The sequence below is a fragment of the Stenotrophomonas sp. GD03819 genome (assembly GCF_029841665.1).
In the GTDB taxonomy this organism is placed as follows: domain Bacteria; phylum Pseudomonadota; class Gammaproteobacteria; order Xanthomonadales; family Xanthomonadaceae; genus Stenotrophomonas; species Stenotrophomonas geniculata.
Genome location: NZ_JAOCEW010000053.1, coordinates 1 through 23,793, shown reverse-complemented (window position 1 = coordinate 23,793; position 23,793 = coordinate 1). Strand labels below are relative to the sequence as shown.

General features: G+C 67.0%; 26 protein-coding genes. 13 read left to right on the top strand and 13 right to left on the bottom strand.

The features are described from left to right. Positions 1–83: 83 nt before the first annotated feature. Together N5D45_RS21240 and N5D45_RS21235 are read left to right on the top strand one after the other, a co-directional pair. Complete coding sequence (locus tag N5D45_RS21240) at positions 84–674, top strand: cytochrome c oxidase assembly protein (RefSeq protein ID WP_279939576.1); 591 nt, start codon at positions 84–86, stop codon at positions 672–674. A gap of 13 nt (positions 675–687) precedes the next feature. Next, on the top strand, positions 688–1,563 hold the full coding sequence (locus tag N5D45_RS21235) for a cytochrome c oxidase subunit 3 (RefSeq protein WP_010484234.1): 876 nt from the start codon (positions 688–690) through the stop codon (positions 1,561–1,563). Between the two features lie 20 nt (positions 1,564–1,583). On the opposite strand, the gene N5D45_RS21230 is transcribed toward N5D45_RS21235, so the two are convergent. Next, on the bottom strand, positions 1,584–1,802 hold the full coding sequence (locus tag N5D45_RS21230) for a twin transmembrane helix small protein (protein WP_010484233.1): 219 nt from the start codon (positions 1,800–1,802) through the stop codon (positions 1,584–1,586). A gap of 57 nt (positions 1,803–1,859) precedes the next feature. On the opposite strand from N5D45_RS21230, the gene N5D45_RS21225 reads away from it, so the two are divergent. The 5 genes from N5D45_RS21225 to N5D45_RS21205 all read left to right on the top strand — a co-directional run bounded on the left by N5D45_RS21225 (position 1,860) and on the right by N5D45_RS21205 (position 6,215). After that, positions 1,860–2,597, top strand: a complete 738-nt coding sequence (locus N5D45_RS21225; RefSeq protein WP_019336367.1) for an SURF1 family protein — start codon at positions 1,860–1,862, stop codon at positions 2,595–2,597. Positions 2,598–2,610: 13 nt separating this feature from the next. After that, positions 2,611–3,180, top strand: coding sequence for a hypothetical protein (locus N5D45_RS21220; protein ID WP_026347289.1), 570 nt, complete (start codon positions 2,611–2,613; stop codon positions 3,178–3,180). Positions 3,181–3,190: 10 nt separating this feature from the next. Next, the gene (locus N5D45_RS21215) at positions 3,191–4,354 is read left to right on the top strand and encodes a COX15/CtaA family protein (RefSeq protein WP_279939574.1); all 1,164 of its coding nucleotides are present in this window, start codon (positions 3,191–3,193) and stop codon (positions 4,352–4,354) included. Positions 4,355–4,358: 4 nt separating this feature from the next. Beyond that, the gene (gene cyoE, locus N5D45_RS21210) at positions 4,359–5,252 is read left to right on the top strand and encodes a heme o synthase (protein ID WP_197656745.1); all 894 of its coding nucleotides are present in this window, start codon (positions 4,359–4,361) and stop codon (positions 5,250–5,252) included. Positions 5,253–5,393: 141 nt separating this feature from the next. Further along, on the top strand, positions 5,394–6,215 hold the full coding sequence (locus N5D45_RS21205; protein ID WP_279939573.1) for a calcium-binding protein: 822 nt from the start codon (positions 5,394–5,396) through the stop codon (positions 6,213–6,215). Positions 6,216–6,350: 135 nt separating this feature from the next. On the opposite strand, the gene N5D45_RS21200 is transcribed toward N5D45_RS21205, so the two are convergent. The 6 genes from N5D45_RS21200 to rpsU all read right to left on the bottom strand — a co-directional run bounded on the left by N5D45_RS21200 (position 6,351) and on the right by rpsU (position 11,514). Beyond that, positions 6,351–7,322: a bile acid:sodium symporter family protein gene (locus N5D45_RS21200; protein WP_043400036.1), complete on the bottom strand. Its 972-nt coding sequence runs from the start codon at positions 7,320–7,322 to the stop codon at positions 6,351–6,353. A gap of 28 nt (positions 7,323–7,350) precedes the next feature. Beyond that, positions 7,351–7,851 (bottom strand): protein tyrosine phosphatase family protein, encoded by a 501-nt coding sequence (locus N5D45_RS21195; RefSeq protein ID WP_279939572.1) that lies wholly within the window; start codon positions 7,849–7,851, stop codon positions 7,351–7,353. Between the two features lie 21 nt (positions 7,852–7,872). Further along, the gene (gene dnaG, locus N5D45_RS21190) at positions 7,873–9,612 is read right to left on the bottom strand and encodes a DNA primase (protein WP_279939571.1); all 1,740 of its coding nucleotides are present in this window, start codon (positions 9,610–9,612) and stop codon (positions 7,873–7,875) included. 60 nt (positions 9,613–9,672) lie between these two features. Further along, positions 9,673–10,617, bottom strand: coding sequence for a YihY/virulence factor BrkB family protein (locus N5D45_RS21185; protein WP_049454527.1), 945 nt, complete (start codon positions 10,615–10,617; stop codon positions 9,673–9,675). A 103-nt stretch (positions 10,618–10,720) separates the two neighbouring features. Next, positions 10,721–11,164: a GatB/YqeY domain-containing protein gene (locus tag N5D45_RS21180; protein WP_279939569.1), complete on the bottom strand. Its 444-nt coding sequence runs from the start codon at positions 11,162–11,164 to the stop codon at positions 10,721–10,723. Positions 11,165–11,298: 134 nt separating this feature from the next. Then, on the bottom strand, positions 11,299–11,514 hold the full coding sequence (gene rpsU, locus N5D45_RS21175) for a 30S ribosomal protein S21 (protein ID WP_002808376.1): 216 nt from the start codon (positions 11,512–11,514) through the stop codon (positions 11,299–11,301). Between the two features lie 166 nt (positions 11,515–11,680). Between rpsU and tsaD the strand changes: the two genes are divergently transcribed. After that, a complete protein-coding gene (gene tsaD / locus N5D45_RS21170; RefSeq protein WP_010484223.1) occupies positions 11,681–12,706 on the top strand; it encodes a tRNA (adenosine(37)-N6)-threonylcarbamoyltransferase complex transferase subunit TsaD in 1,026 nt (341 codons plus the stop codon). A 33-nt stretch (positions 12,707–12,739) separates the two neighbouring features. Here the strand turns inward: tsaD and N5D45_RS21165 are convergent, their stop codons facing one another. Beyond that, the gene (locus N5D45_RS21165) at positions 12,740–13,405 is read right to left on the bottom strand and encodes a hypothetical protein (protein ID WP_197645758.1); all 666 of its coding nucleotides are present in this window, start codon (positions 13,403–13,405) and stop codon (positions 12,740–12,742) included. Between the two features lie 359 nt (positions 13,406–13,764). On the opposite strand from N5D45_RS21165, the gene folB reads away from it, so the two are divergent. The 4 genes from folB (at position 13,765) to N5D45_RS21145 (ending at position 18,442) form a co-directional block, all read left to right on the top strand. Continuing rightward, positions 13,765–14,118 (top strand): dihydroneopterin aldolase, encoded by a 354-nt coding sequence (folB, locus tag N5D45_RS21160; RefSeq protein WP_010484221.1) that lies wholly within the window; start codon positions 13,765–13,767, stop codon positions 14,116–14,118. 62 nt (positions 14,119–14,180) lie between these two features. Further along, positions 14,181–15,452, top strand: a complete 1,272-nt coding sequence (locus N5D45_RS21155; RefSeq protein WP_049454520.1) for a mechanosensitive ion channel domain-containing protein — start codon at positions 14,181–14,183, stop codon at positions 15,450–15,452. Positions 15,453–15,580: 128 nt separating this feature from the next. Then, on the top strand, positions 15,581–17,755 hold the full coding sequence (locus N5D45_RS21150) for a glycoside hydrolase family 3 N-terminal domain-containing protein (protein WP_279939568.1): 2,175 nt from the start codon (positions 15,581–15,583) through the stop codon (positions 17,753–17,755). Between the two features lie 144 nt (positions 17,756–17,899). Continuing rightward, positions 17,900–18,442 (top strand): hypothetical protein, encoded by a 543-nt coding sequence (locus tag N5D45_RS21145; RefSeq protein WP_279939567.1) that lies wholly within the window; start codon positions 17,900–17,902, stop codon positions 18,440–18,442. Between the two features lie 46 nt (positions 18,443–18,488). Here N5D45_RS21145 and N5D45_RS21140 read toward each other — a convergent pair whose 3' ends face one another. After that, positions 18,489–19,658: a PQQ-dependent sugar dehydrogenase gene (locus tag N5D45_RS21140; protein ID WP_171953730.1), complete on the bottom strand. Its 1,170-nt coding sequence runs from the start codon at positions 19,656–19,658 to the stop codon at positions 18,489–18,491. Between the two features lie 169 nt (positions 19,659–19,827). Here N5D45_RS21140 and yiaA point away from each other — a divergent pair, with 169 nt between their 5' ends. Next, on the top strand, positions 19,828–20,283 hold the full coding sequence (gene yiaA, locus N5D45_RS21135) for an inner membrane protein YiaA (RefSeq protein WP_010484216.1): 456 nt from the start codon (positions 19,828–19,830) through the stop codon (positions 20,281–20,283). 107 nt (positions 20,284–20,390) lie between these two features. On the opposite strand, the gene N5D45_RS21130 is transcribed toward yiaA, so the two are convergent. The 4 genes from N5D45_RS21130 to N5D45_RS21115 form a co-directional block, all read right to left on the bottom strand. Beyond that, positions 20,391–20,714 carry a hypothetical protein gene (locus N5D45_RS21130; RefSeq protein WP_010484215.1) on the bottom strand — a complete coding sequence of 108 codons (324 nt, stop codon included), beginning with the start codon at positions 20,712–20,714 and terminating at the stop codon, positions 20,391–20,393. Between the two features lie 109 nt (positions 20,715–20,823). Beyond that, positions 20,824–22,125 carry an amino acid permease gene (locus N5D45_RS21125; protein WP_099497277.1) on the bottom strand — a complete coding sequence of 434 codons (1,302 nt, stop codon included), beginning with the start codon at positions 22,123–22,125 and terminating at the stop codon, positions 20,824–20,826. Further along, on the bottom strand, positions 22,122–22,883 hold the full coding sequence (locus N5D45_RS21120; protein ID WP_279939566.1) for a L,D-transpeptidase family protein: 762 nt from the start codon (positions 22,881–22,883) through the stop codon (positions 22,122–22,124). Before N5D45_RS21120 ends, N5D45_RS21125 begins: the two co-directional genes overlap by 4 nt. 15 nt (positions 22,884–22,898) lie before the next feature. Next, entirely contained in the window at positions 22,899–23,747 is an 849-nt protein-coding gene (locus tag N5D45_RS21115) for a MurR/RpiR family transcriptional regulator (protein WP_010484212.1), read from the bottom strand. Between the last annotated feature and the right edge of the window lie 46 nt (positions 23,748–23,793).

The following is a 23,793-nucleotide window of genomic DNA, read 5'->3' as shown; positions in this document are numbered from 1 at the left end:
CGCGCCAGGCGCACGGCGATGTGGGTCGGCGCCATCGCTGTGCTGGTCTACGTCGGTTTCATCCTCAGTGGGGTGATCGGCCGATGAGCGACGCACCGGCCACCGCGACCTCACGCAGTGCCGGGCTGCCGCGCCTGATCGGCGTGGCGGTGGCGGTGTTCCTGCTGACGTTCTCGCTGGTGCCGCTGTATCGCATCGCCTGCGAGAAGGTGTTCGGCGTGCGACTGGAGCGCGGCCCCGGCAGCGAAGCCAGTGCCGGTGCCGCGTCCGGCAAGCGCACCGTACGGGTGGAGTTCGATGGCGGCGTCAACTCGCGCCTGCCGTGGTCGTTCCACCCCGAGCAGCTGACCATGGACGTGGTGCCCGGCGAGCTCAACGAAGCGTTGTACTTCGCCCGCAACGACAGCCAGCAGGCGGTGGTGGGCAGTGCGGTGCCTTCGGTGGCACCGGCGCGCGCGTCGGCTTTCTTCAGCAAGACCGAATGTTTCTGTTTCACCGCGCAGACGCTGCAGGCTGGCGAGAAGCGCGACATGCCGGTGCGTTTCATCGTCGATCCGGATCTGCCGCCGGAGATCAGGACGATCACCTTGTCCTACACCTTCTACCGCAACGACGCGCTGTCCGATCGGCTGGCCCCGGCCGCCACCTCGGAAGGCGCGCACGCCGCACCCTGACCCGGATACCGACATGGCCCAGACACCGACCGACGCCAACGTGTACTTCGTCCCGGCCCAGAGCAAATGGCCGTTCGTGGGTTCCATCGCGATGATGGTGACCATGGTGGGCGTGGCCAGCTGGCTCAACGATGCCAGCTGGGGACGCTGGACGTTCTACATCGGCATCGCGATGCTGGTGCTGACCCTGTTCTGGTGGTTCAGCGACGTGGTGCGTGAATCGCAGGCCGGCAACTACAACCACCAGGTCGATGGTTCGTTCCGGATGGGGATGATCTGGTTCATCTTCTCCGAGGTGATGTTCTTCGGCGCCTTCTTCGGCGCGCTGTTCTACACCCGCAACCTGGGCCTGTCGTGGCTCAGCGGCGAAGGCCGCGGGGTGATGACCAACGAACTGCTCTGGCAGGGCTATTCGGCAGGATGGCCGACCAATGGCCCGGCGGCGATCGGCGGTGCTTTCCAGACCATCCCGGCCTGGGGCCTGCCGCTGATCAACACGCTGATCCTGCTCACCTCCGGCGTGACCCTGACCATCGCACACCATGCACTGAAGGGCGGCAACCGCCGCCAGCTGCTGATCTGGCTGGGCCTGACCGTGGTGCTCGGCCTCGGCTTCCTGACCCTGCAGGCGGAGGAGTACATCCACGCCTACAAGGAACTGAACCTGACGCTCGGCTCGGGTATCTATGGTTCGACGTTCTTCATGCTGACCGGCTTCCACGGCGCGCACGTGCTGCTGGGCACGATCATGCTGATCGTGATGTGGCTGCGTTCGGCCAAGGGACACTTCACCCGCGACAACCATTTCGGTTTCGAAGCCGCCGCGTGGTACTGGCACTTCGTCGACGTGGTGTGGCTGATGCTCTTCATGTTCGTCTACGTGCTTTGACCGCGCACGCATCGGTGGCCTCAGCCGCCGATGCCGTGCGGTTTGATCCAGCCCATGTAGATGCTCACGATCACCAGTACGATCAAGGCCACCGACACTCCGATGCGGCGTGTCAGTGCGTTGACCGTGCGCTTGGTCTGGCCGCGGTCGACCAGCAGGTAATACAGGCCGGCGCCCAGATTCCAGACGATGACGATCAGAAACGCGATTACCAGCAGGGTCTTCAGCGAATCACTCATGCGCGGCTCGAGGGCAGGGTGGATGTGCCTATCTGACCGCGTTTGCGCGGACTTGTCATGATGCGCCAGCACACGCGCGTGCTCGGATGGCTGCTGGCCGTGCTGGCAATGGCCGGTTTCACCGCATTGGGGCTGTGGCAGCTGCAGCGCATGCATGCCAAACAGGCAATGTTGGATGCACAGGGTCCAGCCGCAGCGCAGGTACTGTCGTTGGCGCAGGCGCTGGCAGCGCCCGGTGCGTTGCACGGCGTGGCCGACCACGGTCGCTTCCTTCCCGGCGTGGTGCTGCTGGACAACCAGACCCGGCACGGCCGCGCGGGCGTGAAGATCTACCGCCCGTTCCGCAGTGACGAGGGCAGTGTGTTGCTGGTCGATCTGGGATGGCGCGCGCTGCCGCCTGATCGCACCCTGCCGGATGTGCCGTCGCCACCTTCGCCGGTGGCCGTACGTGGGTTGCTGGCGCCGCCGCCGTCAGCGGGACTGGCACTGGGCCCGGCGTTCTCCACCACCGATGAAGCGGGCCGCTGGCTGGCCAGCCGGTTGCCGGCCGAAGGCCTGGCAGCAGCGCTTGGCCTGCCTGCGCTGCCCGAGCGGGTCCTGCGCCTGGACCCGGCGCTGCCCTTCGGCGACGAACGTGATCTGGACCTGTTGCCGAACACGCTGCCACCGCAGCGTCACCTGGGCTACGCCGTGCAGTGGTTCGGCCTGGCCCTGACCGTGCTCGTCGTTGCGCTGGTGTTGGAGTGGCGCAGGAGGCGCGCCGTGGCACGACCGGCATCCCGTACCCAACCATGAGAAAATGCCCCGCATGAACACTGCTACGTCCCCGCAGGCGCGCGGCTCTGGCCGCCGGACCCTGGTACTGCTGTTTGCCGTGTTCTTCGGGGCGATGGCGCTGGCTGCCGTGCTGCGCTTCTCCGGCTGGCAGCCCACCGGGCACCGCAATGCCGGCCAGCTGCTGAAGCCGCCGGTGGACCTGCGCCAGCAGGCGCCGACCCTGGCCAGCGGCCAGCCTTATCCGTGGAATCCCGAGGCCCGTACCTGGCGCCTGCTGGTGGCGCCGGCCGGAGTCTGCGACGCGCAGTGCGTCACTTTGTCGCAGGGACTGGGCAAGGTGTGGCAGCTGTTCGGCCATAACGCCGATAATGTCGAAATCCTGTGGCTGGGAACGCCACCGGCGTCGATCGCCTCGCTGCCCGCGCTGCGGCCGCTGGCACCGTCGCCAGCACTGCGCGCGGCCCTGCCCGGCGTCGACGATCCGGCTGGCCTGCCGGTCTACGTGATCGATCCGAACGGCTTCGTGATCATGCGCCATGCCCCCGGCAGTGACCTGGGTGGCCTGCGCAAGGACATGGCCACGTTGCTGAAACTGAAGTGAGTCCCGTTTGATGAGCCTTTCCGCGCGTCCGGCGCTGCACCGCAATTTCCACCGCCTGGCGTGGTTCGCCATGATCATGACCGCGAGCACGATCATGTTCGGCGCCTTCGTGCGCCTGTCCGATGCCGGCCTGAGCTGCCCGGACTGGCCGACCTGCTATGGACAGGCCACCTGGCCGCAGCACGTGGAAGAGACCATCGGCCATCCGGCAGCGGAGATCCGCCCGCTGGAGACCCACAAGGCCTGGCGTGAGCAGGTGCATCGCTTCCTGGCCGGCGCGCTGGGCATCGAGATCCTGACCCTGGCGCTGCTGGCCACGCGCAAGCGCCGCTTTGGAAGCACGGCGGTGGTGGCCGCCTGCGTGCTGGTGGCCGCCGGCATACCGCTGTACATGATGGGCTGGCACGGCACCGCCAGCGCCTTGGCCCTGATAGGCGAGGCGATCCTGCTGATCGCGGCGCTGCGCTGGAGCAACATCGACCTGGCGCGCGCTGCCCTGCTGACCCTGGCGGTGGTGATCTTCCAGGCCCTGCTGGGCATGTGGACGGTGACCCTGCTGCTGAAACCCATCGTGGTGATGGGCCACCTGCTGGGCGGCATGCTGATGTTCGCGCTGCTGGTGTGGATGGCCTGGCGCGCAACGCACATGCCGATCACCCTGGCCGAAGCACCGAAGCTGAAGTGGTTGCTGCGCATCGGTGTGGCGGTGCTGGTCACCCAGATCGCACTGGGGGGCTGGGTCAGTGCCAACTACGCGGCGCTGGCCTGCGGCGGCGGCAGCGCCTCGCTGGACAACTTCCCGCGCTGCGCCAACCAATGGTGGCCGCAGCACAACTTCGTCGAAGGCTTCACCCTGTGGCGCGGCATCGGCGTGGACTACGAAGGCGGCGTGCTGGATGGCGCTTCGCGTATCGCCATCCAGATGGCGCACCGCCTGTTCGCGGTGGTGGTGGCGGTCTACCTGTTGTGGCTGGGCGCGCGCCTGTTCCGGTTGCCGAGCATGCGTGGCTGGGCCAGTGCGCTGATCGCGCTGCTGGTGCTGCAGGTCACCCTCGGCATCCTCAATGTGAAGCTGGCGCTGCCGCTGGAAGTGGCGGTGGCCCACAACGGCGTAGCCGTTGCCCTGTTGTTCGTGCTGGTCAGCCTGCTGGCCCGTCTGCGTGCCCCGGACTGATTCCATGTTTTCCAATTATCGCCAGTACTGGGACCTGACCAAGCCCAAGGTCGTCGCCCTCATTGTCTTCACTGCCCTGGTCGGCATGGTCCTGGCCATCCCCGGCGTGCCCAGCTGGGAGCAGGTGCGCGCCGGCGTGCTCGGCTTCCTCGGCATCTGGCTGGCGGCCTCGGCCGCGGCCGCGATCAACCAGCTGCTGGATGCGCACATCGATGCGCAGATGGCGCGCACTTCGTGGCGTCCGCTGGTGGTGGGCAAGGTCAAGCCGTGGCAGGTGCTGGTGTTCGCCGGCGTGCTGATCGTGGTGTCGATGACCATCCTGGTGCTGTGGGTGAACCTGATCACTGCGGTGCTGACCTTCGCCTCGCTGATCGGTTATGCGGTGATCTACACCGTGTACCTCAAGCGCGCGACCTCGCAGAACATCGTCATCGGCGGCCTGGCCGGCGCGATGCCGCCGATGCTCGGCTGGGCTGCGGTGACCGGCATGCAGGGTTCGTCGGACTGGGCGTACTCGTCGCTGCTGGTGCTGATCATCTTCATCTGGACGCCGCCGCACTTCTGGGCACTGGCGATCTTCCGCCGCGAGGACTACGCCAAGGCGGAAATTCCGATGCTGCCGGTGACCCATGGCGTGGTGCACACCCGCAAGCAGATCATGGTGTACTCGGTGGTGCTGGCACTGGTCTGCCTGCTGCCGTACCTGGTGGGCATGAGCGGTGCGTTCTACCTGGGCGGCGCGATCGTGCTCAACGCCGTGTTCCTCTGGTACGCCTGGCGCATGCTGAACCCGCCGGACGAGCTGTTCTCGATGAAGATGTTCTATTACTCCATCGTCTACCTGATGGCGCTGTTCGCCTTCCTGCTGGTGGACCACTGGATCCTACCCTGGTTGTGATGGGCCACCTGTAGAGCCGAGCCCATGCTCGGCTGAGGGGGGGATGGAAGAGCAGCCGAGCGTGGGCTCGGCTCTACACTTGATCTCTTCCAGCGGCGTCGCCATTGCTGTTCCTGACCCCAAGGAAAGGAGCGAGCAGGGATGCATACGGTCTTCCGTTGGACCACCGCGCTGATTCTGGCGCTGGGCATGGCCTTCAGTGCGCATGCCGACGACACCGTCGCGCAGATCCGCCAGCATGCCGGTGAGCATCGCATCCTAGTACTGGGTGAGTTCCACGGTACCCGCGAGACGCCGCTGTTGGTACGGGAGCTGATGGAGGCCTACGCGGCCGATGGCACGCCGGTGCGGTTGGCATTGGAGCTGCCGACCGACGAGAACGCCGCGCTGGCGACCTATACGGCGTCTGCCGGCACAGCCGAGGCGCGCGCTGCATTGCGTGGCACGACGTATTGGAACGTCCGTAGCCGGATGCATGACGGCCGTCGCAGCGAGGACATGCTTGAGCTGATCGAGGCGGTACGCGTGCTGCGCAGCCAAGGGCGCGACGTGCAGGTGTTCGGCTTTGATCGCGTGCTTCCCGCCGACATGGCCGGCACTGGTACGCGTGACCGGGTGATGGCCGAAGAAGCAAGAGCACGCGCGCGGGCACTGCCGAAGAACGGGCGGCTGCTGGTGCTGACCGGCAACGTGCATGGCATGCGTACGCAGCCGAAGATGATTGCGTACCCCCCGATGACGGCACTCCTGAAGGATCTGGACCTTTACAACGTGCGTATCGAGGCGCGTGGCGGGGAAGGCTGGGGCTGTGTCGCCCCTGGACGTTGCGAAGCGCGCCAGCTGCCGGGTCATGCCGGGACATCGCCCAAGGTGGATACTGGTGCTGACCGCAGCTACGACCTGAGGGTGTGGCTGCCGCGCTTCAGCGTGGCGCGGCTGCTGGACAGCGATTCGGTCTGGTGATCATCCACGTGCCGTTCAACCGCCAGCCGAGCATGGGCTCGGCTCTACAATAGATCCACGCCATGCGTGATGTTTTCCCGCAGCGGCCCACGCGCCCAGTAGATCCACGCCATGCGTGGATGATTTCCCGGATGGTCAGGGCTTGCGCCGCGCATAACGCTGCGCGATCACGCCGCAGACGATCAGCTGGATCTGGTGGTAGATCATCACCGGCAGCACGATGGCACCGAGGCTGCCACCAGCGAACAACACCTTGGCGATCGGCACGCCCGTGGCCAGGCTCTTCTTCGAGCCGCAGAACACGATGGCGATCTCGTCCTCGCGGTTGAAGCGCAGGCGGCGGGCGATGAAGGTGATCAGCGGCATGGCGATGCCGAGCAGTACGGCGGCGACCACCGCCACGGCCAGCAGCGACAGCAGCGGTGTCTTGCTCCACAGGCCTTCGGTGACGGCTTCGCCGAAGGCCGAGTACACCACCAGCAGGATGGTGGCCTGGTCGGTGTAGCGCAGCAGCGCACGCTGCTTCTCCACCCAGCCGGCAATCCACGGCCGCAGCAGATGGCCGGCCACGAACGGCACCAGCAACTGCAGCATGATGCCGCCGATCGCATGCAGCGGATCGTGCACGCCGCCCGAGGTGCCGGCCAGCGCGGTCAGCAGCAGCGGGGTCAGGAACACGCCGAGGATGCTCGACAGCGAGGCACTGCACACCGCTGCCGGTACGTTGCCATGCGCCATCGAGGTGAACGCGATGGACGACTGCACGGTGGAGGGCAGGGTGCACAGGAACAGCACGCCCAGGTACAGCTCCGGGGTCAGCAGCCAGCCCGACAGTGGCTTGAACATCAGCCCCAGCAGCGGGAACAGGATGAAGGTGCAGGCCAGGATGGTCAGGTGCAGCCGCCAGTGCAGCATGCCGCCGATGATGGACTCACGTGGCAGGCGCGCGCCGTGCAGGAAGAACAACGCCGCGATGGCGACGGTGGTGACGTCATCAAGGACGATGGCGGCGGCGCCCTTCATCGGCAGCAGCGAGGCCAGGCCAACCGTGCACAGCAGGGCGAGGGTGAAATTGTCCGGTCGCAGGCGCGACCACCAGCGGGTCATGGTGGGCAGAGTCCTTGGTGCGGTGGAGTCAGGGCGAAATGGATGGCGTGGCCAGGCGCTGGCGGGTGGCGGCTTCCAGCGACTTCAGGCCGGCACGCTGGCCGAGCTGCAGGGCCTGTTCCGGGCTGGCGTGTTCGTAACGTGCATTGACCAAGCCGAGCACGGCACCGGCACGGTTGCCGGAGGCGCAGTGCAGCAGCACAGGCCCCTGGCTCTGCCGCAGGGCCTGGTGCACGGCGCGCACGTTGGCGGCATCGAGCCCCTCGGCACCGGCCACCGGAATGCGCACGTAGCGCAGGCCCAATGATTCGGCAACGCGCGTTTCGTCGAAACCCCGGTCCTCGCCGGGCTGGCGCAGGTCGATCACGGTGCGCACGCCCTGCGCGGCAAGTTCGCTCAGTTGTGCGGCGGAGGGCTGGCCGCCGGCATACAGGCCCGGGCGGACTTCATTGAGCGGGCCATCTGCGGCCAGGGCCGCCAGTGGCAGGCAGAGCGACAACAACAGCAGGCAGGGCAGGCGCAGCAGCATGGTCTTCTCCGTTGGCGGCAATCATCGGATCAGTTTGGCGCGGACCTTCCAGAGCTCGCGCAGTTCGTACTTGTCAGTATCGTCCAGGCCCTGCTCACGCTGCTTTGCCAACAACTCATCCAGACGTTGCTGTAGCAGCTGCTTCTCCAGCTGCGCCACCACGTCGTGCAGTTCCTGGGTCCAGCTGGCCTCGGTGCCGGGCAGCGTCTGAGCGGCCAGCGTATGCAGCGACGCCTGTTCTTCGCGGCCGTCGAAATGTTCCAGCAGGGCGCCGGTGCTGATGTCCGGGCGCTGTTCGACCAGCCCCAGCAGCTCCAGCAGCAGCTCCACGCCGGGCAGGCGCAGGCCCTGGAAGTGATGCTTGCCGCCCAGGGTCAGTGCCAGCGACGGCTGCTGCAGCAGCACGGCGATCGCGCCGCGCACCAGGCTGCGCTTGGCCACCGGTTGAATAGTGCGTGCCGGCTGGCGCTGAGGCATCGAAGCGCGTGCAGCCTGGGCGTTGCCGCCGAGGCCGGTCAGCTGCGCCAGCTGCTGCTTCATCAGGTCGCCGAAGGCACCGTCGGGAATCTGCGCCAGCATCGGCTTGGCCCGCTCGGCCAGGCGCGCCTTGCCGTCCAGCGTGCCCAGGTTGATCTCGCGGGTGAGCTCGTCGAAGAAGAACTGGGACAGCGGCGTGGCCTGCTTCAGGCGTTCGTTGAAGGCCTCGGCGCCTTCCTTGCGCACGATGGTGTCCGGGTCCTCGCCATCGGGCAGGAACAGGAAGAACGCCTGGCGGCCATCCTTCATGCGCGGCAGCACCGACTCCAGCGCCTTCCAGCCGGCACGGCGGCCGGCGGCGTCGCCGTCGAAGCAGAAGAACACGTCCGGCGCGTTGCGGAACAGCAGCTCGGCATGGTCCGGCGTGGTCGCCGTGCCCAGCGTCGCCACCGCCTGGGTGACGCCGAACTGGAACAGCGAGACCACGTCCATGTAGCCCTCGACCACGATCAGCCGCTCGATCTTCTGGTTGGCCTGGCGCACCTGCCACAGGCCGTACAACTCGCGGCCCTTGTGGAACAGCGCGGTTTCGGGCGAGTTGAGGTACTTGGGGCCGTCGTCCTTCTCGAACACGCGGCCGCCGAAGGCGATCACCCGGCCACGGCGGTCGAAGATCGGGAACATCACCCGGTCGCGGAACTTGTCGTAGACGTGGCCGCGGTCGTTCTTGGAGAACAGGCCGGCGCGGTCGAGCAGCTTCATGCGCCGCTCGTCCTTGCCGAGCGCATCGCGCAGGCCGCTGTACCCATCCGGCGCGTAGCCGATCTGGAAGCGTGCGCGGTTCTCTTCGTCCACGCCACGCCCATCCAGGTAGCTGCGTGCCTTTTCGCTGCCCTGCAGGTTGCTCTGGAAGAACTTCGTGGCCGCCTCAAGCGCCGAATACAGCTCGCGGCTGTCGTCCTGCTGCTGGGGGCTGCGTGGGTTCTCGCTGCGCGGCACTTCCATGCCTGCGCGCTTGGCCAGTTCATCCACCGCGTCGAGGAACTCGAGGCGGTCGTAGTTCATCAGGAAGCTGATCGCGGTGCCGTGCGCGCCGCAACCGAAGCAGTGATAGAACTGCTTGGTGGGCGAGACCGTGAACGACGCCGAGCGCTCGTCATGGAACGGGCAGCGCGCTGCATATTCCTTGCCCTGTCGCTTCAACGGCACGCGGCTGCCCACCACCTCGACGATGTCGGAGCGGGCGAGCAGATCGTCGATGAAAGCGTCGGGGATACGGGCCATGGGCAACAGAACGGGGCGCGGCCGCCAGGGCGCGCAGCAGGGGCGGCAGGTTCCCCTAGTTTACTCGCTGGCGACGTCGGGACTGGCCTGTTCGGCCTCGACCCCGGCCTTGGCCAGCTGAGCCCGTGCATGCAGGCGCTCGTCGATCACCGCGGTCATCAGCGCGCCGACGAAGAACACGGCGGTGGCGTAGTAGATCCACACCAGTGCGATCACCAGCGCACCCATCGAGCCGTAAGCGCTGCCCGGGGCCACGGTGGCGATGTAGACGCCGATGCCATACCGGCCCAGGGTGAACAGCACCGAGGTGATGGCGCCGCCGATGAAGGCCTGGCGCCACGCCACGCGGCGGTCCGGCAGGTAGTGGTAGAGGAAGGCGAAGGCCAGCGTGTAGAGCAGCAGCGAGGTCAGGTAGCCGATCGCCGGCAGCACCGAGGGCAGCTGCGCGAACACCACCTGCAGTGCAGTGGTGGCGGTCATCGAGAGGATCAGCAGGAAGCCCAGTGCCAGCACCACGCCGAACGAGAACACGCGCTTGCGCAGCCAGGCCTTGACGCCTTCCAGGCGCTGGCCGCTGGTGTGGAAGATCCGGTTCAGCGCGTTCTGCAGCTGGGCGAACACGGCGGTGGCGCCGATGAACAGCAGCAGTGTGCTCCACAGCCCGGCCAGCGAACCCACGCTGGGCTGGCTGTTGGCGTTGTGCAGCACGGTGTCGGCGACGCTGGCCACGCTGCTGCCGGCCACCGAGCCGATCTGGCTGATCAACGTCTGTTGTGCAGGCGGGTACAGCGAGGCGGTCAGCCACAACAGCAGCACCAGCAGCGGTGCCATCGACAGCAGGGCGTAGAAGGAGACCGAAGCGGCCTGGGTCAGCACATCGATTTCGACGAAGCGCTTGGCGACCGCCATCGGAAAGCTGTCCTGCAGGCGGTCAGCGTAGTGGCGAAGCCGTGCGGGGAAGCCGTGGGGACGCGAGCCGGTGGGGGCGTTGGATTGCTCGACCATGGGGATGTTGTAGCAGCCGGGGGTCGAAGGTGCGGTGAAGCGGATGCATCAATGGGGTCAGAGCCCTTCCGCGATGCGAAAGGGATCCGACCCCGGCAATGGCTTATGCCAGCAGCTGCTTGACCAGCTTGGACACCAGGCCCATGTCGGCCTGGCCGGCGAGCTTGGGCTTCAGTGCGCCCATCAGCTTGCCCATGTCGGCCGGGCCGGAGGCGCCGGTCTCGGCAATGGCGGCCTGGATGGCGGCCACGATCTCGGCCTCGCCCATCTTCGCCGGCAGGTAGGCTTCGATGACCACGATCTCGGCGCGCTCGATCTCGGCCAGGTCCGCGCGGTTGGCGGCCTCGTACTGGTTGACCGAGTCCTTGCGCTGCTTGACCATCTTGTCGAGCACGGCGATCACGGCGGTGTCATCCAGTTCAATGCGCTCGTCCACTTCGCGCTGCTTGATGGCGGCATTGATCAGGCGGATCACGCCCAGCTTGTGCTTCTCGCCCGCCTTCATGGCGGCCTTCATGTCTTCGGTGAGCTGCTGCTTCATGCTCATGAGGAACCTCGTGGTGGTAGGTGGGGCGGGGCGGATGCCCGAACCCGGAAACGCAAAAAAGCCGGCGACGCTCGCGCGTGCCGGCTTCGGCTCCATCGCGACAGGCAAGCCCGCCGCAATGAAGATGCGTCCGATCAGTACAGGCGCTGACGCTTGGTGACGTCGCGCGACGAGCGGCGCAGCTGACGCTTCACAGCAGCGGCAGCCTTGCGCTTGCGCTCCTGGGTCGGCTTTTCGTAGAACTCGCGCTTGCGGGTTTCGGCCAGCACACCGGCCTTTTCGCAAGTGCGCTTGAAGCGGCGAAGAGCAAACTCGAAGGGCTCGTTCTCGCGGACTTTGACGCTGGGCATGGAATCTCCGGGACACAGTAGAACCGGGTCACGCCCGGCGAGCCGCACATTATAGCGGCGAATAGACAAACTGCAAGCGGCCAACCCTGAATACGGGCCGGAAGTTCGAAAGCAGTGAGATCTGCACATCCCCCGAGGGGGCGGCAGGGGCGTCATAATAGCAGGCATGCGAGTCCTTGGCATCGAATCTTCCTGTGATGAGACCGGCGTGGCGGTGTATGACACCGACCTGGCCGGCAGCGCGGCCCTGCGCGCCCACGCGGTCTACAGCCAGATCGCCCTGCATGCCGAGTACGGCGGTGTAGTGCCCGAGCTGGCCAGCCGCGACCACGTCCGCAAGCTGCTGCCGCTGGTGCGCCAGACCCTGGCCGACGCCGGTCTGGGCGTAGACGACATCGACGGGGTGGCCTATACGGCGGGTCCGGGCCTGGTCGGCGCGCTGCTGGTGGGCGCCGGCGTGGCCCGCTCGCTGGCCTGGGCGCTGGAGGTGCCGGCGGTAGGCGTACACCATATGGAAGGCCACCTGCTGGCCCCGCTGATGGAAGACGATCCGCCGGAAGCGCCGTTCGTGGCGCTGCTGGTGTCCGGCGGCCATACCCAGCTGGTGGCCGTGGACGCCATCGGCCAGTACCGCCTGCTGGGCGAGACCCTGGACGATGCGGCCGGCGAGGCCTTCGACAAGACCGCCAAGCTGATGGGCCTGCCGTACCCGGGTGGTCCCCAGCTGGCCAGGCTGGCCGAGCAGGGGACGCCGGGCGCGTACCGCTTCGCGCGGCCGATGACCGACCGCCCCGGGCTGGATTTCAGTTTCTCCGGCCTGAAGACACAGGTGCTGATGGCCTGGCGCGACAGCGACCAGAGCGAACAGACCCGCGCCGACATCGCCCGTGGCTTTGAAGACGCGGTGGTCGAGACCCTGTCGATCAAGTGCGAGCGCGCGCTGGAAGCGGCCGGGACCAACGTGATCGTGGTGGCTGGCGGCGTGGGCGCCAACAAGCGCCTGCGCGCGCGCCTGCAGCAGATGGCCGAGCGCCTGGGCGGCCGCGCCTGTTTCCCGCGCCCCGCGCTGTGCACCGACAACGGCGCGATGATCGCCTTCGCTGGCGCGCTGCGCCTGCAGGCCGGCCAGCACAGCCCGCCGAAGGTGGACGTGACCCCGCGCTGGGACATGGCGACCCTGCCGGCGGTCTGATCCGGCAGCGCCGGGCCACGCCGGGCGGACGTATTACCGACGCCCTGCCAACGGCGACGCCGCCAACACGGTCGTCGCCCGCTCATGGCGCTGCAGCCAGCCCAGGGTGTGCGGGCAGCGGGCGTGGATCAGCCGCCCGATCGCGGCCAGGTCGGCACCGAGGTCGCGTTCCAGGATGGGTTCGTGGTGCGCGATCCGGTTGCGCAGGTGGCGGATGCGTCCAATGTCTGCGTGGATGGCTTTCCTGATGACACTGGGATGTGCCGAAGGCGCATGACGTAGAACCCCACCAAGTGCGGGTATCCACAGGGTGGAGTCGAAGCGACATGTAAAGAGCTGCTGCCAGAACACCATTGGCAGGTTGGCGACGATCTCAGGTGTATCGGTTACGCGGCTGGCAAGTTGTTCCAGTGCCGTGCGTGGAGAAGTACTGGATGAAGTTGGCAGTCTGCGTCGGAAGGCATCATTCCACGGCCAACGCGGGCCGTGCTGTCGGGTAAGCACAGCTGCTGAGGCGTTGCGAATGACCACCTCGCACAGATGGACCGGCATCATCAGCGCACCGCACATCCGCATGTTCCAGAGATACAGGGAATCGGCAGTGACGTCAGGGCTGCAGGTCGATGCGATTCTCTCGTAAGTCGACAGGCGCTCCGCTGACAACGCGCGCCGCAGTACATCGTATGGAGCCATCGTCATGTGCGGTGGTGAAGGAGGGCTCAATGTTCGCGAGAGTGGGCGGCGGCGACCATCAGGGAACGTAGTTGTCCGCGCGGCTGATTTCCTGCGTTTCGCCTCGGGCGAATACCTGACCTGCCCTGTCGGAATTGGCCTTGACCGGCGATCCGGTCCTTGCCTAATCTGCGTGCCTGCGCCACCGGGACTCGCGGCTGGATTCCAGCTCCCCCCTGGGGACAAACGGTAGTACCAAAGGGCCCTGCTAGCGGGGCCCTTTGTCTTTTCCGGGCCCGCCCCGTGCCGGCCACCCATCGCCCGTTCCGGGCAGCGTCACCGCCGTGCCGTTACCATGGCCCCCTGTATTCGGGCGGGTAAGCGCAATGGACAAGGTTTTCATCGAGGGGCTGACGATCGACGCCCTGATCGGTATCTACGATTGGGAGCGACGGATCCGCCAGGACCTGGTGTTCGACCTGGAAATGGGCTTCGACAACCGTCGCCCTGCGGCTACCGATGACATTGCCCACACCCTGAACTACAAGGCGGTGAGCAAGCGCCTGGAGCAGTTCGTGCGCGAATCGGAATTCGGTTTGGTCGAGACCCTGGCCGAGCGTTGCGCGCAGATCGTACTGGAGGAATTCGACGTGAAGTGGCTGCGCCTGAAGCTGAGCAAGCCCGGTGCGGTGCGCGGCGCGCGCGCGGTGGGCGTGATCATCGAGCGCACGCGGGACTGACCCGGTAGTGCCGGCCGCTGGCCGGCAACCTCAACATCAATGAAGGAAGAAGGAGACAACTGATGGTGGACGCGGTGGTGGCGGTACAGTGGCTGGAAAAGCTGCAGAACACACTGGAACCCTATCCCGGCGCCTACCTGGCGTTGATGATCTCGGCGCTGCTGATCGCCGCCGGCCTGGCCAATTGGGTCACCAAGCGCATCCTGGTGCGTGGCCTGCGGCGCCTGCTGCAGCGCCTGCCGGGTGCCGAGTCCGGGCGTGGCAGCCATTTGATGCGGGTCATTTCGCGCCTGTCCAACGTGGTGCCCAGCCAGGTGATCGCCTCGGGCATCACTCTGATCCCCGATCTGCCGCCCGGCCTGGTCAACGTCATCATCAAGCTGTGCATCGTGTGGGCGGTACTGACCGTGTCGATGGCGTTCTCGCATGCGCTGGACGCGGCCAACAGCCTGTACGAGCGCAAGCCCGACGCGCGGAACAAGCCGATCAAGGGCTACCTGCAGGTAGTCAAGATCGTGGTGTTCGTGGCCGCCGGCCTGTCCATCATCGCCACCCTGCTGGGGGTGAAGCTGGGGCCGCTGGTCACCGGCCTGGGCGCGGCCACGGCGGTGCTGATGCTGATCTTCCAGGACACCATCCTGTCGCTGGTGGCCAGCGTGCAGATCAGCGGCGATGGCCGCGTGCGCATCGGCGACTGGATCGAGATGCCCAGCCAGAACGCCGATGGTGATGTGATCGACATCGCCCTGCACACCATCACCGTGCAGAACTTCGACAAGACCATCACCACCATCCCGACCAAGAAGCTGGTGACCGAGTCGTTCAAGAACTGGCGCGGCATGCAGGAGGCCGGTGGCCGCCGCATCAAGCGCGCGCTGTACCTGGACCAGCACAGCGTCGGATTCCTGGACGAGGGCGACCTGGCCTTCCTCGGCCAGTTCGCGCTGCTGCGCGACTACCTGCAGGACAAGGAACAGGAGCTGGGGCAGTGGAACGGGCGCCTGCGCGAGCAGGGCGTGGCCGAGGTCAACAGCCGCCGGGTGACCAACCTGGGCACCTTCCGTGCCTATGTGGAGCGCTACCTGCGCAGCCATCCGGGCATCCACACCGACATGACCCTGCTGGTGCGGCAGCTGCAGCCGACCACCGAAGGCCTGCCGCTGGAGCTGTACTGCTTCACCCGCAGCACCGCCTGGGGCGAGTACGAGGCGGTGCAGTCGGACATCTTCGACCACCTGCTGGCGATCCTGCCGGCCTTCGGCCTGCGCGTGTTCCAAGCCTCCAGCGACGCCATGTTGATGGCCGGGCAGCGCCAGTTGGCCGGCTCGGAGTAAGCTGCGGTGCCCCCGGCGGGTCCATACGGTCCTCGCTGGTGGCTGAAACTGAATGAAGAAACCTCTCGCCAAACGGCTCGGGATCGCTAGAATGCCGGGCTTGTAAACGTTTTCATCAAGGACTGCCGGTGGCCTCCGATCGCATCGAATCCCTCATTGCCCAGATGACCGTCGAGGAAAAGGTCGGCCAGCTGGGTGTCTTCGCAGACATGGTCCGCCCGTTCGCCCCGGACGTGAACCCGGAAGCCAACGTGCGCAATGCCGACCAGGTGCTGCAGCAGGTGCGCGAGGGCAAGGTCGGGTCCCTGTTCAATGGTGTCGGCGCCGAACTGGGCCGCCGCATCCAGCAGGTCGCCACCGAGGAGAGCCGCCTGGGCATCCCGGTGATCCTGGCTGCCGACGTCATCCACGGCATGCGCACCGTGTTCCCGATCCCGCTGGGCGAGGCCGCCAGCTTCGAACCGGAGCTGGCCGAGCGCACCGCGCGCGCCACCGCCATCGAAGCCACCGCTTCCGGCCTGCACTGGACCTATGCCCCGGCCGTGGACATCGCCCGCGACCAGCGCTGGGGCCGTGGCGCCGAAGGTGCCGGTGAGGACGTGGTGCTGGGCTGTGCGTTCGCCGCCGCCCGCGTGCGCGGCTTCCAGGGCAGCGACCTGCGCGCCGCCGATTCGCTGCTGGCCACGCCGAAGCACTTCGCCGCCTACGGCGCGGTGATGGCCGGCATGGAATACAACATGGTGGACATCTCGCCGCAGACCCTGCGCGATGTGCACCTGCCGCCGTTCAAGGCCGCCTTCGACGCCGGCGCGATCACCGTGATGTCCTCGTTCAACGACATCAACGGCGTGCCGGCCAGCGCCAATGCCGAACTGCTGACCGACATCCTGCGCGGCGAATGGAAGTTCCCGGGCGTGGTGATCTCTGATTACACCGCCGACATGGAACTGGTCGCGCACGGCTATGCCGCCGATGATCGCGATGCCACCGCCAAGGCATTCACCGCCGGCCTGGACCTGAGCATGCAGAGCGGCTTCTACGCCGAGCACCTGCCGGGCCTGGTCGAGAGCGGCGAGGTGCCAATGGCGGTGCTGGATGAGGGCGTGCGCCGCATCCTGTGGCTGAAGGAAACCATCGGCCTGTTCGACGACCCGTACCGTTCGCTGGACCCGGCGCGCGAAGCGGATACCTCGCACCTCGCCGCGCATGACGAACTGTCGCGCGACGCCGCGCGCCGTTCGATCGTGCTGCTGAACAACCGCGACAACGTGCTGCCGCTGCAGAAGACCGGGCAGAAGATCGCGCTTATCGGCCCGTTCGTGCAGGACCGCGAGAACATTGAAGGCTGCTGGACGCTGTTCGGTGACAAGCAGCGCTACGTGGATCTGGAAACCGGCGTCCGTGCCGCCATCGGCGACGAAGCGCTGCTGGAAATCGTGCCGGGCTGCGAACTGGAAACTGCCATTCCGGGCGGCACCGAAGCAGCCGTGGCTGCCGCTCTGCGCGCCGACGTGGTGGTGCTGGCGCTGGGCGAACCGCAGCGCTACAGCGGTGAAGCGCAGTCGCGCGTGGAGATCACCCTGCCGCCGGCCCAGCAGGCGCTGGCCGAGGCCGTGGCGATGACCGGCAAGCCGCTGGTGGTGCTGCTGCGCAATGGCCGCGCGCTGGCGCTGCAGGGCGCGGTGCGCAATGCACAGGCGGTGGCGGTGACCTGGTACCTGGGCACGCAGACCGGCCATGCCGTGGCCGATGTGCTGTTCGGCGACTACAGTCCGTCCGGCCGCCTGCCGGTCAGCTTCCCGCAGGTATCCGGCCAGCAGCCGTACTTCTACAACCACCCGCGCACCGGTCGCCCGGAACTGCCGACCATGTCGGAGTTCAAGGCCCGTTGGCGCGAGATTCCGAACGAACCGCTGTACCCGTTCGGCCATGGCATCGGCTACACCAGCTTCGCCTACGGCGTGCCGCAGCTCAGCGCGGCGCAGTTGGGCTGGGACGACACCCTGACCATCACCACCACGCTGACCAACAGCGGTGATGTGGCCGGCGAGGAAGTGGTGCAGTTGTACATTCATGACCGCGTGGCCAGCCGCGTGCGTCCTGTGCGTGAGTTGAAGGACTTCCGCAAGGTGGCACTGCAGCCGGGCGAGTCGACCGAGGTGGTGTTCACCCTCACCCGCGAGCAGCTGTCGTTCACCGGCCGCGACGGCGTGCTGCGCGCCGAGCCGGGCGTGTTCGACGTGTGGGTATGCGCCTCGTCGGCGGCCGGTGAAGCGGTGCAGTTCGAGCTGCTGAAGGGCTGATTGCGCCCTCATCCACGCATGGCGTGGATCTACGGCAAGCGGTAGCGCCGGGCCACGCCCGGTGTTGCTGTGCTCACGTTGCACGAACACGCCGGGCGTGGCCCGGCGCTACCATCGGGTTCCCTGTTTCGATGGAGCGCGCGCATGCGCCGGATGGCCTGTCTGATTCCCGCCCTGTTGCTGGCCGCCTGTTCGCAGCCGGCGCCGCCGGCCGAGCCTGCGGCGGATGCTCCGCCGCCGATGGAGGCCAGTGCTGCAGCGACGCCTGCGGCACCCCCCGCTGAGCCCACCGCCGCCGCACCGGCCGCGTCCGAAGCGGAAGCGCCCGCCGAAGACGCACGCGCGCGCATCGAGTCGCTGCTTGGCGATGCGGCGCAGTACGAAAAGGTGTTCAACGCGTTCAAGACCGCGGTGGTCGGCGGAGATCGTGCTGCCGTGGTCGAGGAAGTGCACTTCCCGTTGAACATCAGCGGCGGAAAGAAGATCACCGGCCCCGGTGAGTTCCAGCGCAACTACGAGAAGATCATCACCCCGGCGGTGGTCAAGGCGGTGTCCGAACAGGACTTCGGCAAGGTCTTCGTCAACCAGCAGGGCATGATGATTGGCGATGGACAGGTGTGGTTGAACGGGCAGTGCCTGGACCAGGCCTGCACGAAGACCGAGGTGAAGGTCATCACCATCCAGTAAACGGAAACGGCCCCGCATGCGGGGCCGTTCCGGGAAAAGGTGCCGATCAGGCCTTCGGCGTCAGCTTCAACAGGCGCGCCTTGCTGCCATCTTCCAGCAGCCACAGCGCGCCATCCGGACCCTGTTCCACTTCGCGGATGCGCTCGCCCATGTTGAAGCGTTCGGCCTCGCGCGCGCTGTCGCCGTCGAACGCCACACGCACCAGCGAGGTCGACGACAGCCCACCGATGAAGCCGCTGCCCTTCCACTGCGGGAACAGGCTGCCGCTGTAGATCACGAAGCCGGCCGGCGAGATCACCGGCGTCCAGGTCACCTTCGGGGCGGCGAATTCCGGACGCGTGTCGTGGTCAGGAATCGGTCGGCCGTCGTAATGGTCGCCGTTGGAGACGATCGGGTAACCGTAGTTGGCGCCGCGCACGATCAGGTTCAGTTCGTCGCCGCCGGCCGGGCCCATCTCGTGTGCCCACAGCTTGCCGTTGGCGTCGAAGGCCATGCCGAGGATGTTGCGGTGGCCCAGCGACCACACCTGCGCGGCCACGCCGCCCTGCGAGGCGAACGGGTTGTCGGCCGGCAGGCTGCCGTCATCGTTGAGGCGGATGATCTTGCCGAGGTTGCCGCCCATGTCCTGCGCCGGATCGAACTTCTGCCGCTCGCTGGAGCTGATCCACAGCTTGCCGTCCGGGCCGAAAGCGAGGCGGTGGCCGTAGTGGCCCTCACCGCTGACCTTGGGGCTCTGCCGCCAGATCACCTTCAGGTCCTTGAGCTGACCGGCGCCGTTGGCGTCCAGCGCCAGCGTGGCACGGGCAACGGCAGCACCGCGGGTGTCCAGCGTGCCTTCCTCGGCGTAGCTGAGGTACACAACGTGATTACGGGCGAAATCGGGATGCAGGATGATGTCGCCGAAACCGCCCTGGCCACCGTAGGCGACCTTCGGAACGCCGGTGATCTCGTGCTTCTGGCCGCTGGCCAGATCCAGGTGCTGCAGCTTGCCGCGCTTCTCGGTGACCAGCAGGCTGCCATCGGGCAGGAAGGTCATCGCCCACGGCTGGTCGAAACGGCTGACCTCGGTGGCGGTGAACGGGCGCTGGTCGGCGGTGGAGGAGGCTGCGGGCGCGCTGGTCTGGGCGCCGTTGGCGCCAGGGTCGGCGGCATTGCAGGCGGAGGTGGCGAGGATCGGCACCAGGCCGAGGGCGAGCAGCAGGGGCATGCGGGTCATGGGTATCTCCAGGGCGGGGATGCGGATGGCCGGGCTGTCCCTTGTATACCACTGGAGGCGTGATCGTCGTGGCCCGAAGGTCCTGCGCCCCCCTGTGCGACGGCGGCGGGATCGTCTAGGGTGGGCACGCCCGGGCAACGCGTGCCCGACTGCCTGCCAAGGATCTGCAATGAACACTGCCATGCCCCACAAGCCGTCCACCGCCTTCATCGCCGCCTCGTGGGTGGCCCTGTTGCTGGGCGCGGCGGCCTACCTGATCGGCCTGTTCAACGCCGCCACGATGGCGCTCAACGAGAAGGGCTACTACCTGACCCTGCTGCTGTTCGGCCTGTTCGCGGCGGTGTCGCTGCAGAAGAGTGTGCGTGACCGCGTCGAGGGTATTCCGGTGAGTGGTTTGTACTACGCGTTGTGCTGGTTCGCGCTGCTGTCGGCGCTGATGCTGCTGCTGGTTGGGCTGTGGAATGCCACCCTGGCATCGAGCGAGAAGGGCTTCTATGGCATGGCCTACGCGCTGTCGCTGTTCGGTGCGGTGGCGGTGCAGAAGAACACCCGCGACCTGATCGCCGCCGGTGGCGGTGAGAGCAAGCGCAGCGCAGGCGTGCCGCCGCTGCCGGAACAGGAGTGATCGATCCGGTGTAGAGCCGAGCCATGCTCGGCTCAGTCGAGCATGGCTCGACTCTACAGACGTGGTGCGAGAGCCGAGCGTGGGCTCGGCTCTACAAAAGCATGGGGCTATCGCTTCAACCGCGGATCCGCCAGCTGTGCATCTTCCCAGCCACGGCGCACAGCACCGCGCGCCTGCGCCCATTCCAGCCGGCTGCGGCCACGTTCATTGGCCCAGCGCGATTCCAGCTCGGCTTCGACCTGTTCGTAGGCGCGGATCATGTCCTGCGCACGCGCGGCGTGGCCGATGCGGTAGGCCGGTTCATAGTCCTCGAAGAATAGCTGGTCGTCGTAGTACGGCTCGGCCGTGTAGCGTTCGCGCCAGTAGTTGCTGACCGCATCGCGCGGGGTGCTGTCGTCCGGTACGCGGCCGGGGATCTGGTACTCGGTCATGGAAGGCTCCGTTGTGGACGAAGCCTGATCGTGCCTGCGTGGCGGTTAACGGCCCGGTCCGGCAGCGTGATCGCCAGATCAATCCGCCGGGCATGCCCGGCGCTACCGGTCATCCGGCGTCGGCATCTTTTCGCGGCAGCTTGTAGATCACCGCGCCGATAGCGAACGCCACCAGCGCAGCAGCGATGTTCTGCCAGCTGGCACTGGCGAACAGGGCAACGCACAGCAGCAGCGCCAACACCGGAATCAGTGGACCGCCCGGCAGCTTCAACGCGCCGGGGCGGTCGGCATAGCGCTTGGCCAGCACCAGTACCGCAGCGGCCGTTCCGATGTAGGCGAACAGGCGCGTGGTCATCGACAGCAGGGCCAGCTGCACGAACGAACCGGACAGGGCCAGGCCCAGCGCGATCAGGCCTTGGCACAGGATCGACGCGGCCGGTGTGTGGAAGCGCGGATGCACCTGCGCCAGGATCTTCGGCCCGTAGCCATCGCGGGCCAGTGCGAACAGGAAGCGCGGGCCCATCATCATCGTGTTGCTGTTGGTGCCGAGGATGGAGATGGTCGCGCCTACGGTGAGGATCAGCGCCAGTGCTTCGCCGCCGAAGCCGGCAGCGGCGTCGGCCAGCGGCGTGGCCGAGCTGGCCAGGCCGGCCAGCGTGCCCTGCGCCACCACCTGCACCGCGCCGTAGATGACGGTGACGGTGATGATCATGGTGATCAGCGCGAACGGAATATCGCGGCGCGGATTACGATACTCGCCGGCGGCGGCCGGGATGTTCTCGAAGCCCGCGTAGGCGTACAGCAACAGGAGCGCGGCTTCGCCCATGCGCTGCAGGTCATGCGGGTCCGGGCGCTGGCCGGAGAACGCAAGTTGCGGATCGATGTAGAACGCGCCGATGGCCACGAACAGCAGCAGCGGCAGCATTTTGCCGATCACCAGCACCACGCCGGTACGCGCGGCCGAGCGCACGCCGATGATGTTGACGCCGGTGAGGAAGCCCAGCGACACCACGATCACCGCGATGCGGCCCATGCCGGCGCCGGCCCACGGCCAGAAGCGCGCGACCGCATCGGCCAGCGCATTGCTCAATGCGGCCGCCGAGCTGATGCGGGTCAGCCAGATCATCCAGCCGATCTCGAACCCGGCGAAGCGCCCGAACGCCTCGCGGGCATACAGGTAGCTGCCACCGGGCTCATCGAAGTAGCTGGCGGCCTGCGCGTAGCACAGCACCAGCAGCGCGACGACGATGCCGGCGGCGACCACGCCCCACAGGCTGAAGGGGCCGAGCAGGGCGACGGTGGCGGCTGGGAGCAGGTAGATACCGCTGCCGATCACATCGTTGATCGACAGGCCGACGATCTGCCAGCGGCTGACCGCGCGCTGCAGCTGCGGTTCGTCCTGCGCGCTCAACGGGCGTCTCCACTCAGTGCGGGCAGTTGCCACTGGGCCTGCAGGCGCGTGTACTCGGCACGCGGCAGCAGGACGAAGCGCGGCGCATCCTGCGGCCGTAGCCAGTTCAGCAGGGCCTGCATGCGCACCTGCGGCATGGCGGTGCAGCCGGCTGTGGCCTCGCCGGGCTGGCGCCACAGGTGGGCGAAGATGCAGCTGCCTTTGCCGGGCTGGTTGTCCGGGTTGTGGGCGATCACGAAGCCTTCCTGGTAACGCACGTCGCCCTTGTTGTGCAGGTCCAGCCGCATGGGCTCGGTGGAGCCCTTGACCGCTGCACTGCCGACCTTCTTCGCGTCGACGATGCGGTTGTAGAACGGTGAACCGGGTACGTCCATGCAGTAGCTGCTGTCCAGCATCGGCTGGTAGGGCATTGCGGTACCTGGGCGGGTGACGGCATAGCCGAACGCACTGCCGAGCGCGAACACGCCCGCAGGGCTGCGGCCATCGCCTTCCTGTTTCTGCGGGCCGTCGGCCTGCGCCGGGTGCAGGCCCAGGCCCCAGGCACTGCCAGTGCGGCCGAGCGCCACCGGGAACGCCTGTCCATGCGCGTGCCAGCCCTTGCCATCGCGCACATAGGCCTGCAGCTGGCCCTGGGTGCTGTCCCAGCCATCGCTGGTGACCACGATCAGCTGGCGCGCACCCTCCAGCGGCGCGGCGTGGACGGACATCGCCGCAGCAAGCAGCAGCGCAGCGGTAGCGAGGCGAACCAGCGATTTCATCAACAGGTGCTCCGGTCAGGAATCCAGCAGGTGGTCGATCCGCTCCAGGTTCACCGCCAGCTGCTGCTGGCGATCCGGATTGGTGTGGCAGAGCAGCACGAACAGGAAATCGAGCAGGGCGTGCATGGCGCTACGGTACAGCAGCTGCGCGACCTGCGGCGTGCGATCGTGCGCACACACCACCAGCGCAGCATCAGCATGCGCGCGCAGCGGGTTGGCGGTGTGGCGGGTGATGGAAATCACCTTGCCACCCATGTCCTGGAACTGCCGTGACAGCTGCGAAAGCTGGGGCAGGTTGCCGAACTCGGAGAACATCAGCAGCGCATCGCCCGGGCGCGCGGCCGACAGATTGGCCAGCATCAGGATCGGGTCGGTATGCGGCACTACCAGCAGGCCGAGCAGTGACAGCCGCATGGCGAACTCGCGGGCGAACAGGCCATCGTCACCCAGGCCATGGACGAACAGCTTCGGTGCGCCGTCGAGCAGCTGCACGATGCGCTCGATTTCCTCGCGTGGGTTGGCCTGGCGGGTTTCCTCTTCGGCCTGCGCCTTGCTGCGGCGCAGGGCGTCGCCCAGGCGCAGGTAGTCATCGCCGCTGTCGGGTTCGCTGGGGGCCTGTTGTGGATTGGCACCGGCGCGAGCCACGTCCTGGCCGATCGAGTACTTCAGGTCCGGGTAGCCCTTGAAGCCGAGCTTCTGGCTGAACTTCACGACGCTGGACTGGCTGATGCCGAGCGCACTGGCCAGTTGCTGGGACGAGTAGTCGCGCAGCAGGTGGGCGTTGTCGAGGATGAAGTCGGCGATGCGTCGCTCGATGGCCGACATCTGCCCGCGCTCGGAACGGATCTTCAGCAGGGGCGGCATGCGGAGCGTCCGGTGGTCGTACGTTGGAGCATAGGGGAACGCGTTG